The organism is Clostridium boliviensis (assembly GCF_033342255.1).
In the GTDB taxonomy this organism is placed as follows: Bacteria; Bacillota; Clostridia; order Lachnospirales; family Lachnospiraceae; genus Lacrimispora; species Lacrimispora boliviensis.
This window is the reverse complement of the sequence record NZ_JAWONS010000280.1, coordinates 206,034-220,880: the sequence shown is the minus strand read 5'-3', so window position 1 is coordinate 220,880 and position 14,847 is coordinate 206,034. Positions and strand designations below refer to the sequence as shown.

Here is a 14,847-nt window from a genome sequence, read left to right as displayed (position 1 = left end):
ATTCTACAGCAGCCTTTATTTATTTGAGACTGTAAGTTACGGTAACCTGTGCTGTTACGCTGATCTGACCAGGCTCAATAGCAATTTGTTTTGCGCCTGCCTCAAGGGAACCTCTGGAAGAGTCTGCATCATAAGTGGTATAACGGTTCTCATTGTAAGAACTGATCTCCTGCACATTGGTAACTTCACCAAGAGATCTTCCGCTTGCAGCGGCTATCGCCTCCGCTTTCACTTTTGAGGTCTCAACAGCCTTTTTTAATGCCTCCTGATAGGATTCATCATATTTACTGGACATGTAAGATATCTGGTTAATATTGTTGATCCCTGCATCAATGGAAGAAGAAATAAGAGTGCCTACCTGATCCATGGGAATATCTGACACAATGATACCAGTACGCATCTCATATCCGGTTATCTTTTGTCCGTCATCCCAGTCATAAATGGGCTGAAGACCCAAATTAGAGGTCTGGATGGATTTTTCATCAATGCCGGTGCTTTTTAAAAAGCTGATTACTTTATCAACATCAGTGCTGTTTAAATCCTGAACTGATTTAGGATCTGCAGCCTGGGAAAGAACTGCAAAGCTGACTTCTGCTTTGTCCGGAACAACTTTTACTTCCTCCTCACTTTGTACCTCTATGTTCGATTGATTCTGTGTGTTTACAACCGCCTGAGGAGCAGGGGCAGAAGCACCGGTGGTCTGGGTGCAGGCGGTTAAGCCGAGAACTGCGGCAGCGGCAGCAGCGGCAGCCAGTGGTTTATTTATTTTTCTCATAATTGAATCCTCCTATTATTGCAGTAGTTGCTGCATTTGTTGTCACCTCTTTATTCTACAGGAAAATGGAAAAATTAGTATTTCTTTTCTCTTAACATTCCGGGTCAAAATTCCTAGGATTTGTTTACAAAATAATCCTGGAAAGGCAATGGTTGTCAATCCTGTGGCTTTATGCTATTGTTAATTCATACAATTGTGGAAATAACAGTAGATTTTATGGATAAAGGAGACTGGGTTATGCGCAAATGCGGGATGTTGCTTCCGGTTTCGAGCCTGCCGTCTAAGTACGGGATCGGAGCGTTTTCTAAAGAGGCTTATGAATGGATTGATTTGCTAAAAAAAGCAGGACAGCATTACTGGCAGATTCTGCCGCTTGGGCCCACAGGTTATGGGGATTCCCCTTACCAGTCCTTTTCCTCTTTTGCAGGAAATCCCTATTTTATTGATCTGGAAGAACTGGTCAGGGAAGAACTGCTTACCAGGGAGCAGTGTGACTTAGCAGATTTCGGAGACGATGCTTCTTCGGTTAATTATGAAAAATTGTATGAATGCCGTTACCCTTTATTAAAACAGGCCTATGGTGCCTGGAAAGCGAAGGGGGATTCTGTAAAAGATGTTCAGGCAGACCTTAATGAGGAAACAGTATGGTATTGTTTTTATATGGCATTAAAGGATCATTTTCAAGGTAAGAGCTGGATCGAATGGGATGAGGATATCCGCCTGAAAAAAGACACTGCTGTAGAACATTATAAGGCTGCGCTTGCTGATGAAACTGGCTTTTATATCTTCCTGCAGATAAAGTTCTGGGAACAGTGGGAAAAATTAAAGTCCTATGCAGCCGGACAGGGGATCCGGATTATCGGAGATCTGCCCATTTATGTGGCATTTGACAGCGCCGATGCCTGGAGCCATCCGGAACTTTTTCAGTTCGATGAAAGCGGATATCCGGAGGCAGTGGCCGGCTGCCCTCCTGATGCATTCTCAGCCACCGGACAGCTGTGGGGAAATCCCCTATACCGCTGGGATTATCATAAGGAGACAGGGTATGAGTGGTGGCTGAAACGTCTGGAATACAGCTTCCGGTTATATGATACGGTCCGGATAGATCATTTCAGGGGATTTGACGAATATTACCGTGTGCCTGCAGGCAGAGAAGATGCCATGGTCGGTACATGGGAGAAGGGTCCTGGTATTGATTTGTTTAAAAGTTTCAGGGAGCGGTTTAAAGACCTTGATATCATTGCAGAAGATCTTGGTTTTCTGACACCGTCGGTGCTGAATCTGCTTTCAGAAACCGGTTTTCCCGGTATGAAGGTTTTAGAGTTTGCCTTTGATGCCAATGGAGAGAGTATTTATCTGCCCCACAATTATACGAATAACTGCGTGGTATATACTGGTACCCACGATAACCAGACCTTAAGAAGCTGGTATGAGGATATCTCTGAAGCAGACCGGGATTTCAGCCGGAGGTATTTAAATAACTGGAACACTCCTGCGGAAGAGATCCACTGGGACTTTATCCGGCTTGCTCTGGCGAGTGTGGCAGATCTAGCCGTTATTCCGGTTCAGGACTATCTGGGAACAGGCAGAAACGGTAGAATTAATGAGCCGTCTACGCTGGGAAACAACTGGAAGTGGCGTTTGAAGCAGGGGGAGATAACTTCTGATCTTATGGATCGATGCAGAGAATTGGCATTGTTATATGGAAGAAAATAAAAAGCCGGATCCGTGTATGTCCAGGAATAACACGGATCCGGCTTTAGCCGTTCTAATATAACTTATTTTTTCTTTGTTGTATTTGTTTTTGATGTATTTACTTTTGTTGTTGATTTTGTGGTATCTGTATTTTTAACTGATTCTTTTGTTTCTTTTGTTTTTTCTGATTCTTTTATTTCTTCTGATTCTGCAGTTTCCTGCGATTCTTCACTTTCCATTTCCGCCTCTTCGAAACTTTCTCCCTCAGGTGTAAAGGTAACATGAAGTTCATTGCCGATCTTATCCTTAGCAGTTATGGTAATGTTTTCTTTTTCAATCTCAAAAGTCACAAGTCCGGTACTGCGGTCAATCGAAAGAGGAAGAATATCTGTTTTATCCTCATCTGATGCAGAGATAGAAGAATAATCCACACCAGACTGGGTGTCCTCCAGCCGGAAGGAAAGAATACTGTTCTCCACAACTTTATCTTTGATAGCAGGAGGGGTATCGTCCAGGATATTGACCTGTTCATACATGACCGTTTTCATCTTGTTAAGCCCAATCAGTTTCACTTCCAGCATACCATTGTTGGTTAACTTCGCTGTGTACGTTTTTCCGCCTGCTTTGATTAATTCTATGGGAGTACTGTCTAAGGATACTTCCATAGTTTTTATGGGAAGAAGGGATTTAACCTTTAATTCCATAGTTGTTGTAATATAATCGCTGCTTTCATCAATAGTGACCTCTGCTTTGGGGCGGGAGGTGACCAGTAAAAAAATGAGTCCGTTAAATACGATGAAAGGAAGCACATAAAACAGAAGGACCGAAAGAAACCCGCTTTTTCCATTGTTACGCCGGTATCCGGAGCTTGTCCTGCGGCGTTCCGGTCTGGTTTGATTGTTATACTGATTCATATGAATTCAAATTCCTCCTGATAATTATTCCGTTACATAGCATAGCAGAAAATGGGGGATCTTACAAGTTTATCTGATAAATCGTAATAATTTAATTTATTCTTACGAAACGTCGTGTTTAAGGGGAATTTAGTAGTATTGGTATTCATGAAAAAAATATCGAAATTTGATGGTCGATATATGCAATCTTTCAAAAAAACTTGGCATATAATATAAGTATGGAGGTGAAACGTTAATATGAGCAAAAGCTGGTATTTATTTTCTGGTTTACAAAGAAGGAAAAGCATTGTAAATTGCTTAAGAAGGTTGGAAACGAATAAAGATTATACCGTGTTATATGATGATGGAGTATTTCGATTTGAGCAGAAGAAGGAGAACACAGAGGTTATTTTTGAAGTTAGCATACATACGTTTTATGATATCTGTGCTGGTCTGAATAATAAGTCGGAAATTAATAATCGTATTAATGATTTTATCCTGCAGCAATTATATCTAAAAAGTATTGAATTATAGCCTGGATGAAACGCTTAATAAAAATAAGAGACACTCCTGTCTCTTTTTTTGATATACTGCCTATTAAATCAACTCATTATGTGTTAATATATCTAAGGATAGAAGAGAGGAGATTAGATATGGTGGAGAAAGCTGTTTCATTTGCAACTAAGTGCCATGAGGGGACTTATCGTAAAGGAAGTCAAATCCCCTATATCGTACATCCGTTGGAAACTGCTGTTATTGTTTCATTAATGACTGATGATGAGGAATTGATCTGTGCAGCTTTGCTTCATGATGTAATAGAGGATGCTGGTGTGACGGAAAACCAGTTGGAAGAAGAATTTGGGTACCGGGTAGCACACCTGGTCATGGAAGAAACAGAAGACAAAACTAAAAGTTGGAAAGAGCGTAAAAGAGCTACATTAAAGCACTTGGAGCATGCTTCAAAAGAGGTAAAGATTCTTGTTTTGGCGGACAAACTCAGTAATCTCCGGACAACAGCAAGGGATTATCTTCTTATGGGCGATGAAATCTGGCAGCGCTTTAATGAAAAAGATAAATTACAGCATGCATGGTATTATACAACTATTGCAGCAAGATTAAGTGAGCTTGATAGCTTTACTGCATATAAAGAATATAAGGCATTATGCGATCAAGTATTTGGAGCAGGGGAGTGAATGGTTAGAATGTAAGAGCCATTATGTACCAGAATCCAAGTCGGTGGAGAGCTATAAAGAGGTATCTTAGTCATGTATTACCTGTTATCATTGAACTTTATAAATAATTTCAATAGATCGAGTGCATAACGTCTCTTTTTATTGCTGCATTGACCCAGAATATCAATAACGGCTTTCTGCTGTTCCAGCAGTGTATCCGTTTCTTTTTTTGTCTCATCGTTACCATAAATCAAATAATCCAGAGATATATTAAGACTTGAAGCAATACTTAACATCGTATCAATGGACATCCCGCAAGTTCCGCGTTCGATGTCCTGGCAATATTTATAAGCACGACCTATTTTTTCGGCTAACTCTTCCTGAGTTAACCCGATGTTTATGCGGCGATTGCGGATTCGCTGACCAACTTCGATTCTGTTGTACTTAGCCATTGTTGTCACCATACTTTCCAAAATATTCCATATTATAACATAGAATTATTATATATAACATAAAAAATGGTAACACCTGCTGAGAAAGTATATTGAAAAGAGGTGTAAAATGTAACCAAAATGATACATTCATCATTTTTAGAAATATAAACATACAAAAAAGCTGGAATAACAGCGGTTATATTACCGTCATTCCAGCGTATCTGATTGAATAAAACTTTAAAAATTATAAAGCGCCAACTCTATATACGACAACACCGATTGTCTTAAGCAGGATTTCAACATCTTTTTTAAAGCACCATTCAGTTATATACTGTTTGTCTAATTTAACGACCTCTTCGAAATCGGTTATACTGCTGCGTCCGCTGATTTGCCATAATCCAGTTAAACCAGGCTTGATTGATAATCTTGCTCTATGATGTAACTCGTATTTTTCCCATTCGTCTAATGTGGGGGGTCTTGTCCCTACAAGGCTCATTTCACCCTTCAGAACGTTCCACATCTGAGGCCATTCATCAATAGAAAACTTCCTCATAAATCCACCTAAGCCATGTTCACCTCCGATGATGCGAGGGTCGTTATCCAGTTTAAACATCATACCGTCTTTCATTCGGTTCTGGCAAAGCAATTCTGCTTTTCGCTTCTCTGCGTCCATGTACATGCTTCGGAACTTATAGATCTTAAATTTCTTTCCATTCTTTCCGACCCTGTATTGAGAAAATAATACCGGACCAGGAGATTTGATAAATATCATGGGTGCAAAAATTAAAAATAAAAAGATTGTAATAATGCAGCCCAACAAACCGCCTGAGATATCCATTACCCGTTTTAAGAACAGTTGTCTTGAACTTGCCATATTGATACTGGAGGTAAGAACTGCATATCCGCCTAAACGTTCTATTCTGCATTTTTGAGTATTGGTTATGGCTATGTCAATTAATTTTTGATGAACAGCAATACCCATTTCATTGAACCCAGTCATAACATTTTTGGGTAGAAAAACACCGGGCGGGAGATTGATAAATACCTGATCTACCCATTCTCTGCATACATAATCTAGTAGTTTAGACTCACTGGAAACAACGGGAATTCCATCTATCATCTGACCAGTCATATCTTTATCTATAACTACTATTCCAGAGACCTGATAGTCTCCATAATTATTGGAAATAACATTTTCCAATACGGCTGACGCGATTTCAAAATATGTTACAACTAGAAGGGAACGCTTTCCTTTTCCGCTTATTCCTAATAACTTAAGGTGTCTTTTCCAAAGAAGTCTCGAGAAGTATGTAAGAACAAAATATAGTAATCCTGTTAGAAGTAAGATTATACGGGAGTATTGCTCCCCAGTCTGAGTAAGAAAGAAGAAGAATGATGTTACCAGGATTACCAGCAGGCAATGTTTTATTGATTCAACAAATTCCTGGTATATTCCTCGTTTTAATACGTTCTTAAAACTTTCAAGAAAAAAGGTTACAGTAAATTGTATCATAAGAAGGAATAACATCATGTTTCTATATAAGGGGTCCATATATGGTCCATTCACTTTTTGTCGAAAAATGTATGATATTATGAAGGCTATCTGGAGACAAAATGCATCGATAATAATGAAATCCAGATGTTTTATCCAGCCTTTATTTATTTTCTTGTACATCTCAATACCTCCCCTAAATAAAACTTATTAAAAAAAACTTAATTTACGTTTAAAACATGTCGATAAAATATATTTTAAACGTAATAATATTATACTTTAATTGAGGGGAATGTCAATTGTATTTGTAAAAAATGTGAGGGAAATATGTTGTATTTATTTTAATTTTGAATCTTTTTAATTATTACAATGAAATTGAAGTTATATTTAATAAATATATGATATTAATTCTTGAAAATTTGTAACACTGAATGATTGGCTTAATTTTTATTATAATATGTTGACACCACCTATTATAAATGTATAATTATAATAGGTTTTTGGCTCTTGTTTGAAATGACTTTTATGATATTAAAATTGGGGTATTGATGATTTCATTTTTCCGGCACGACTCATACTTTGCGTAATTCCCCGCATCTCACAGAAACTTGTGAAATCAATGGATGTGAATTGGACACTCTGATCTGAGTGAAGGATCATTTGTGAAGCATCGCGGTGCTGAGCATGGATAGCCTTATCAATCGTTCTCATTGCAAGGTCGATGGTTACGAATTTACCATTTTAACTCGCAACAACATTTCTGTTATAAAGGTCGAGGATTGTGCAGTTATAGCGGAAATTTCCATTTGTAAGATAAAGATATGTAAAGTCTGTGCACCAGACGCGATTGGCTCATTGACGACGGAATTCTGATTCAGAAGATTAGGGAAAAGCTTATTGGGAGTTCCTTTTTTATAGTTCGGCTTTCGACAACGAGGAATGTAATAAAGGTGCATTTCCCCATTCATATATTTATGAATAGTAGTCTTCGAGTAAGAAATGTGTTCCCTTTCGAGGAAGGCCTTTATAAAACGATTGCCTATGTTTATAATTATGATAGATTTCACGAATCTTATCACATGTTTTCTTTTTCTCCTGACGGTATTCTTCTTTAGCTGTCTTTAGATAGTTATAATAGCGTTCGGAAGAATATTCATATGGCCCAGAAGCCATCTCAGTCCATAGATATCCTTAATTCGTCAATTAATTGATATGCCTCTAATCGAGTTCCTCCGCAAAGAATGCCGCTGTTTTTTAGAGGCCGTTTTCCTTTTCAAGTTCAAACTTTTCCTGACGGAGCTTACGAACTTCTTCCATTCAGCTTACATTATCTTAATCGAACTAATTGATTATGTAAACTGGTCCAATAACCACAGGATTCATTATTCACTCTGGCTTCAGTGAAGTATAGAATGATTACAAAAAGTTGTCTAGAAAAGTTGACAATCCTTTTTTGCAATTTGGATAGAGGGTTGAATATAGTGATAAAGTCAACAGGTTAAAAAAACTGCGTAAAAATCAAAGATTTTATAGGATTTAGGCAAGAATGAATGAGGTAGAGAAAAGACGAAGCTTTTAGAAGGTGCTTTATCCCAAATACTTTATTATCGAAAAAAAGGCAAGAAGTTTAGGCGTTTATCCCAACTGGTTTAGTGAAGAAAACGGGTATAGAAATATGGTTGTGGAAATATAGCGATGGAAGAGTTGATAGACACAGAAGACATTTTACGGTGCTATGAGAATGCGGATTTCGAAAAAGAGATAGCCACTGAAAGTATCGGATAGACCTGTGTGAATATGGATATCAAAGTCACCTTGGAAAATTAAAGTTAGAAAGAGGGATAAAAGTGAAGGTATGTTTAGTTGGTTCAAGCGGTGGGCATCTTACTCATCTCTATATGTTAAAACCATTTTGGAAAGAAAAAGATAGATTTTGGGTGACCTTCGAAAAAGAGGATGCCCGAAGTCTGCTTGAGGGTGAAAAAATGTACCCTTGCTATTTTCCAACGAACCGTAATATTAAGAATTTAATTCGAAACACATTTGTTGCATGGAAAGTGCTTCGAAAGGAAAAACCGGATTTGATTATTTCTTCTGGCGCTGCAGTTTCGGTTCCTTTTTTTTATCTTGGAAAGCTGCTCGGAGCAAAGTTGATTTACATTGAAGTCTTTGACCGTATTGATAAACCGACGTTGTCTGGAAAGATGGTTTATCCGATCGTAGATAAGTTTATCGTCCAGTGGGAAGAAGAGAAAAAGGTGTATCCGAAGGCCGTAAACCTGGGAAGCATATTCTGAACATTGATAAGAGAATGGGAGTAATGAGATGATATTTGTTACGGTAGGTACACATGAACAGCCGTTTAATCGACTGATCATGTATGTAGATAATTTAAAAAGGGCTGGTGTGATTACCGAAGAGGTAATTATGCAGACAGGTTTCAGTACATACGAGCCGAAGTACTGCAAGTGGAGTAAATTACTCCCATATAACGACATGGTTAAAAATGTGGCTAATGCTAGGATTGTTATTACGCATGGTGGTCCAGCAAGCTTTATCATGCCTTTGCAGATCGGAAAGACACCAATAGTAGTGCCAAGACAGAAAGTTTTTGACGAGCATGTAAATGATCATCAGGTGACTTTTTCGAAAGCTGTGGCAGAAAGCATGGGAACGATTATTCCGATAATTGAGATAGACGATCTACAAAATATTATTTTAGACTATGATAAAATTGTTGCAGATATGCCTTCAGGAATAAAGAGCAATAATGATAAGTTTAATATACAACTTGCAGAAATGGTAAAAGAAATGTTTTAAAAAGGAATAGGGAGAAAACATAATGGCCAAAGTAGGTATTCTTTCAATGCAACGTATAGTCAATTATGGCTCTTTTCTTCAAGCATTTGGTTTAAAGGCAATGCTTGAGGATTTAGGACATGAAGTTCAATTCGTAGATTACCGGGTTGGCGCTCCGTTGGTAGAAGTAAAAAACAAACAAAGAACTGGATTTAAAAGGAAAATATATAAGGCATTTGAAGCAATAAATTACGAAGCACCATTCAATCAAAAAATTCAGTTTATTCTATATAAGAAACAGTTTGCAAAGAAATATCACGCAATTTTGAATTTAACTACAACTCCAAATTACACACCAGAGCTGGATGTTCTTATTGTTGGGAGTGATGAAGTATTTAACTGTGTCCAGCATAATCCTAAAGTGGGTTATTCGTTAGAGTTGTTTGGAAAAGATAATCGCGCAAAGAAGGTAATCTCATACGCTGCTTCTTTTGGTAATACAACAAAAGCGAAACTCCAGCAGTATAAAAAAACGGATGAGATTGGTAATTTGCTTAGAGATTTCGAGGCACTTTCTGTAAGAGATGAAAATTCAGCAAAAGTGGTTCGACAACTTATAGGACAATCTCCTAAGTATCATTTAGATCCAGTTCTGGCATACGACTATATTGGAAAGTGTAAATTGATTCCGATAATCCCGTCGAAGGAAAAATATCTTATTCTGTACGCCTATTCTCTACGCATCTCAGCAGAAGAGGCAAATTTAATTTCGAAATATGCGAAAGAGAAAAAATTAAAAATATATGCAATCGGCGGTGTACAGAAATGTTCCGACCGGTTTATTGATTGCTCCCCATTTGAGGTGCTGGCATATTTTATAAATGCAGAAGAAGTCATCACCGATACTTTCCACGGAACAATTTTTTCTATTATTGCCAAACGGCAGTTTACAACTCTTGTGCGCAAAAGTGTGGGGATATCCTATGGTAATGAAGAAAAATTAACAGATTTGTTAATGCGATTAAATCTTTCCTGTCGTTTGATTTATGATATAAGAGAGTTGTCAAATATTCAGAATAGGCCAATCGATTATGCGAAGATCGATTTTATTCTTGAAGCAGAACGGAAGAGAACACAAGAGTATTTAGAATTACAAATACCAAGAGGAAATGAATAATGTCTACAATTACTATGATTGGGCAGGATTGTGTTGGTTGTCGAAGCTGCGAGCAATCCTGCCCCCCGAATTGTATTACAATTGAAGAAAATGCAGAAGGATTTTTGTATCCCGTTGTCAATGACAGTATGTGCGTCCAATGCGGTATCTGCCTAAAAAAGTGTCCGGTCAGTCAAACATGGTCTGATGTGCGTGATCCTTTGGCAGCCTATGCTCTTAAAGAATTAGATACGGATAGAATTTTTTGTTCATCTTCTGGTGGAGCATCCGATGCAGCAGTTGGGGCAGTGTTGAGCCGTGGTGGTGTTGTATATGGTGCTGCATATAATGAGGATTTGGCAGTACAGCACATTGAGATAACGAATGAAGAAGGACGAAAGAAGCTTCAATCCTCAAAGTATGTACAGTCCGATATGAAAGATGCATTTTCAAAAGCAAAGGAAAGATTACAAGAGGGGAAGATAGTTCTCTTTACAGGTACACCATGTCAAATAGCAGGACTTTACGCTTTCCTTGGGAAAAATCACAAAAATCTTTATACCATTGATTTGATTTGTCATGGTGTTCCATCTCCTAAATTCTTAAAAAAATATTTTGAATATCAAGAAAGACAATTAGGAGAGCGCATAGAGTCCTTCAACTTTCGAGCAAAGGATAAGCGTGGATGGGGAACACAATACATGTTAAAGACAAAGACAAAGACTAAGACAAGAACAAAGACATTAGTACTTGACAAGTATGGAAAATACTTTATGGATGGAGACTGTTATCGTGAAAGCTGTTATCGGTGCAGATATGCAAATATGAATAGACCAGGAGACTTGACAGTAGGAGATTTTTGGGGAATTGATAGGTGCAAACCGGATTTTTCATCTCCGTTAGGAGTATCATCAGTGATTGTAAATTCTGATAAGGGATATGAGCTGATTGATTGGATGAAACTAGACTCGGATATTATATCGGTTGCAGTGGCTGATGTGTTAGTTAAGCAACATAACTTAATACAACCTACAGCAAGACGAAGTATTCGAGACAAAATCTATAAAGAGATTGATGAGGTGCACTTTATTGAAAAAATCCAGGTGGGTTTAAATGCAAAAGAACGCATAAAGAGCATGGTTCCAAAAAAAATTGTGACAAAGTTAAAACGATATTTAGGGTAGGAGAAAGAGCAGATGGCTGAGCCAATTCGAGTTTTACATATTTTACAAAGGATGGAAGCAGGCGGCACACAAGCACTGCTGATGAATATATACAAGAAAATTGATCGATCAAAAGTGCAGTTTGATTTTCTTGTTGTTTATAAAGAAAAACAGTTTTACGACGATGAAATTGAACAGCTTGGTGGCAGACTATATAAGTTGTCATTTCGTGAAGATTTTAATTTGGTTAAGTTCAGGAGAGAACTAAACCGTTTTTTTAAAGAACATAATGAGTATGGAATTATACATTGCCATGCCTATACGATAGGCTATTTTTGTTTGAGAGCTGCGAAAAAAAATGGTGTTACGGTAAGAATTATACATTCTCACAGTAATGGAATTGTACATGATAAGAAATATTATTTGAAGCTTTTTATGCAAAAAGTGTATCTTAAACATGCAACAGATTTTTTTGCTTGCTCTGAAGAAGCTGGAAAATATCTATTTAAAGATAGAAAATTTAGCGTGCTCAATAACGCTATTGATTCGGAAAAATTTATTGCAGATGAGAATACACGTAGGATTGTCAGGAGTGAGCTTGGTGTTGAAAACAAGTTTGTTGTAGGGCATGTTGGACGGCTTCATCCAGAGAAGAACCATGCATTTTTACTTGATGTCTTTGTAGAAATCAGGAAGAAAAAAGAGAGCGCCGTTTTGCTCCTTATTGGAACAGGACCTCTTGAGCAGGAAATTAAGAAAAAAGTGGAAAACTCAGGGTTGACAGAATATGTATTTTTTTTAAAAAATAGAAAAAACATGAACCAAATTTACCAGGCAATGGATATTTTTGTGTTCCCTTCATTGTTTGAAGGGTTGGGAATTGTTGCGGTCGAAGCTCAGGCCGCAGGGGTTCCTGTTGTGTGTTCAGAAGGATTGCCACCGGAAACGGAGATTACACCTTTATATAAAAGGCTACAGCTGAGCGATGGTACAGAGAAATGGGCAGATGAGGCAATAAAGGCTGCTCAAAATCTAGCAGGACACAGAAATATGCAGAAGTATGTAGTAGAAGCTGGATTTGATATAGATGCGACTGCAAATATGATTCAGAAATATTATTTGAAGAAGCAGGTGTTTTAGCATTACAATGGGATGTTATTGGGTGAATGGAGGATAGAAATGTTACTGTCTATTATAGTTCCAATATATAATGTTGAAGATTATTTGAAGAAGTGCATAGAGAGCGTATTAGAGCAGGATATTAGTAATTATGAATTAATGTTGATTGATGATTGTTCAACAGATTATTCGTTGTCGATTGCAAAACAATATGAAAATATGAACAACGTTAGGATTATTGAAAAGAAGAAAAACTCGGGGTTGTCGGAGACAAGGAATATAGGATTGAAAGAAGCAAAAGGAGAATATATTTTATTTCTGGATTCCGATGATTATGTTGAGCGGGGGGCACTGGGGACAATTCAGAGTATTATCTGTGCTCAAAACGGTCCGGAGGTAATTTATTTTGGCTTTTATGAGGAAAATGAAGGTACAGCAAAAAAAAAATACGGATATAAAAGTATGAAAAATCATCTATACAGTGGTACTGAGTTTACAAAATGGGAATTAGCTCAGAGAAATTTATACGCAGCTGCTTGCTTTGGCGTTTACAAAAGAGAATTTTTAATTGCAAATAATTTGTTTTTTAAAGTTGGTATATTTCATGAGGATGAACTTTGGACACCTCGGGTCGTTATGAAGGCTAATAAAGTCTATACATCAGATTATGCTTATTATCATTATGTAAGACGAAAAAATTCTATTACCAGAAAAGGAGATAAGTCACAAAACGGAATTGATCTAATTAACAGCTGTAAAGAACTTGATTGTTTATTAGTTCAGATAGATGATCGTGAATTATATAAACTAATGAACAATCATATCGCCATGCTTTATATGAAGGCAATGAGTGAGGGGAAACTATATCAAAAAAAATATGTAGGGTTAATTAACCGGTCTTATCCACTAAAAAAGACTTGCTATTTTAAAGACAAGATGAAATCTATTTTATTCGCTTTCAGTTTGAGACTTTATTGCTTTGCAAGTAATATAAAATAGGGAGACGAAATGAGTAGATATAAAATAAGTATTTATAGCATAATTTCATATGCATTGTTTTTTGCAGTGTTTAAACCATATTTTTTGCCTACTACACTGAGACAGGTATTGAAGATAGCAATCTTAGTTGGAACGTTGTTGTTTATAATGTTTAACTCTGAGCAAAAAAGATTGCTTAACTGTACATTGATCTTCGGTTTCTGCGTGTTGCTGTCAGCAGTTGCGGCAAGTATTAATGGAAACTATAATATAAGAGATGTTTTTGACTCAATTTTATATGCGCTTACTTTTTATGACTTGTATACTTTTGCTGGTCTTTGTAATTACAAAGGCAATTCCGATAAATTAATAAAGTGTATGTACAGAATGAATTCTATATACTGCATATTAACGGTGGTTTCGGTCGCATTAGTAGGTGTTGAGAATAATAGTAATGATGCTGCTTATCTTTTTGGAAATAAGTTTATATCTGCATATTTATTTATTCTTTTGATTGCTTTGTATGGTGCATCACACGAAATGAGAAAAAAGATAAACGGTGTAATTTTGAGTGTGATATTTATTTTTTCGATACTCTTTTCACTGTATATTGGTTGTTCAACGGCGGTAGTTACCTTGGTGGTATTATTTGCAGTGTATTTGTTGCCAGATAAAATGAAGCAACAGTTGATTAATGGTAAATATGTCATTATAGCATTGATTTTATCCGCATTAATTGTAATGTGGATTAAGGAAGTTTTAAAAATTAATTTTGTTCATAGAATAGTGTTTGATTATTTTGGAAAGTCCTACACAGTCATGGGACGATTAGAAATTTATAGCAAGTATTTAGTGAACGTCATTTTGGATAGCTTTTGGGTTGGACACGGATATAGTAACACAATTATGAAGGATCTTACAGGCGTATATGCTAACGCACAAAATGGTTTGCTTGATATGTTTATAAGTTTCGGCTTTTTAGGTGTTATTGCGCTAATATTTACAGTATATTATTGTTATAAACAAGGTTGGAAAGGAAATAAGACTTTTTATTTATCTTTGGTTGTTTATGGAATGATAATAGCAGCCATTTTCGAGATAGCACTAAACTGGTTTTTTTTATTAGGATTGTGTTTGATTAGGTGGAATTGTAGCACGAATAAATTATAAC

At 36.9% G+C, this 14,847-nt stretch carries 15 protein-coding genes; 10 read left to right on the top strand and 5 right to left on the bottom strand.

The window, feature by feature from the left end; translation table 11 throughout:
- Positions 1-19: 19 nt before the first annotated feature.
- Positions 20-775 (bottom strand): SIMPL domain-containing protein, encoded by a 756-nt coding sequence (locus RZO55_RS19675; protein WP_318065963.1) that lies wholly within the window; start codon positions 773-775, stop codon positions 20-22.
- Positions 776-1,012: 237 nt separating this feature from the next.
- Between RZO55_RS19675 and malQ the strand changes: the two genes are divergently transcribed.
- On the top strand, positions 1,013-2,491 hold the full coding sequence (malQ, locus tag RZO55_RS19670; RefSeq protein ID WP_318065987.1) for a 4-alpha-glucanotransferase: 1,479 nt from the start codon (positions 1,013-1,015) through the stop codon (positions 2,489-2,491).
- Positions 2,492-2,553: 62 nt separating this feature from the next.
- Here the strand turns inward: malQ and RZO55_RS19665 are convergent, their stop codons facing one another.
- Positions 2,554-3,384: a hypothetical protein gene (locus RZO55_RS19665; RefSeq protein ID WP_318065962.1), complete on the bottom strand. Its 831-nt coding sequence runs from the start codon at positions 3,382-3,384 to the stop codon at positions 2,554-2,556.
- Between the two features lie 306 nt (positions 3,385-3,690).
- Between RZO55_RS19665 and RZO55_RS19660 the strand changes: the two genes are divergently transcribed.
- Positions 3,691-3,897, top strand: coding sequence for a hypothetical protein (locus tag RZO55_RS19660; RefSeq protein ID WP_318065961.1), 207 nt, complete (start codon positions 3,691-3,693; stop codon positions 3,895-3,897).
- A 119-nt stretch (positions 3,898-4,016) separates the two neighbouring features.
- On the top strand, positions 4,017-4,556 hold the full coding sequence (locus RZO55_RS19655) for an HD domain-containing protein (protein WP_318065960.1): 540 nt from the start codon (positions 4,017-4,019) through the stop codon (positions 4,554-4,556).
- A 77-nt stretch (positions 4,557-4,633) separates the two neighbouring features.
- Here RZO55_RS19655 and RZO55_RS19650 read toward each other — a convergent pair whose 3' ends face one another.
- The 3 genes from RZO55_RS19650 to RZO55_RS25960 all read right to left on the bottom strand — a co-directional run bounded on the left by RZO55_RS19650 (position 4,634) and on the right by RZO55_RS25960 (position 7,172).
- Entirely contained in the window at positions 4,634-4,987 is a 354-nt protein-coding gene (locus tag RZO55_RS19650; RefSeq protein WP_318065959.1) for a helix-turn-helix domain-containing protein, read from the bottom strand.
- Positions 4,988-5,213: 226 nt separating this feature from the next.
- Positions 5,214-6,644, bottom strand: a complete 1,431-nt coding sequence (locus tag RZO55_RS19645; protein WP_318065958.1) for a sugar transferase — start codon at positions 6,642-6,644, stop codon at positions 5,214-5,216.
- 348 nt (positions 6,645-6,992) lie between these two features.
- Positions 6,993-7,172, bottom strand: a complete 180-nt coding sequence (locus RZO55_RS25960) for a DDE-type integrase/transposase/recombinase (protein ID WP_369293237.1) — start codon at positions 7,170-7,172, stop codon at positions 6,993-6,995.
- 1,136 nt (positions 7,173-8,308) lie between these two features.
- Between RZO55_RS25960 and pssD the strand changes: the two genes are divergently transcribed.
- The 7 genes from pssD to RZO55_RS19610 are packed head-to-tail and all read left to right on the top strand — an operon-like array spanning position 8,309 to position 14,846.
- The gene (gene pssD / locus RZO55_RS19640) at positions 8,309-8,758 is read left to right on the top strand and encodes a PssD/Cps14F family polysaccharide biosynthesis glycosyltransferase (protein ID WP_318065957.1); all 450 of its coding nucleotides are present in this window, start codon (positions 8,309-8,311) and stop codon (positions 8,756-8,758) included.
- Between the two features lie 28 nt (positions 8,759-8,786).
- The gene (locus RZO55_RS19635; protein ID WP_318065956.1) at positions 8,787-9,281 is read left to right on the top strand and encodes a glycosyltransferase; all 495 of its coding nucleotides are present in this window, start codon (positions 8,787-8,789) and stop codon (positions 9,279-9,281) included.
- Positions 9,282-9,303: 22 nt separating this feature from the next.
- Positions 9,304-10,437, top strand: coding sequence for a polysaccharide pyruvyl transferase family protein (locus tag RZO55_RS19630; RefSeq protein WP_318065955.1), 1,134 nt, complete (start codon positions 9,304-9,306; stop codon positions 10,435-10,437).
- Complete coding sequence (locus RZO55_RS19625; RefSeq protein WP_318065954.1) at positions 10,437-11,600, top strand: Coenzyme F420 hydrogenase/dehydrogenase, beta subunit C-terminal domain; 1,164 nt, start codon at positions 10,437-10,439, stop codon at positions 11,598-11,600. The genes RZO55_RS19630 and RZO55_RS19625 overlap by 1 nt, the downstream gene beginning before the upstream one ends.
- Positions 11,601-11,612: 12 nt before the next feature.
- Positions 11,613-12,719, top strand: coding sequence for a glycosyltransferase family 1 protein (locus RZO55_RS19620; RefSeq protein ID WP_318065953.1), 1,107 nt, complete (start codon positions 11,613-11,615; stop codon positions 12,717-12,719).
- Between the two features lie 39 nt (positions 12,720-12,758).
- Positions 12,759-13,697 carry a glycosyltransferase family 2 protein gene (locus tag RZO55_RS19615; protein ID WP_318065952.1) on the top strand — a complete coding sequence of 313 codons (939 nt, stop codon included), beginning with the start codon at positions 12,759-12,761 and terminating at the stop codon, positions 13,695-13,697.
- 9 nt (positions 13,698-13,706) lie between these two features.
- A complete protein-coding gene (locus RZO55_RS19610) occupies positions 13,707-14,846 on the top strand; it encodes an O-antigen ligase family protein (RefSeq protein ID WP_318065951.1) in 1,140 nt (379 codons plus the stop codon).
- Position 14,847 lies beyond the last annotated feature (1 nt).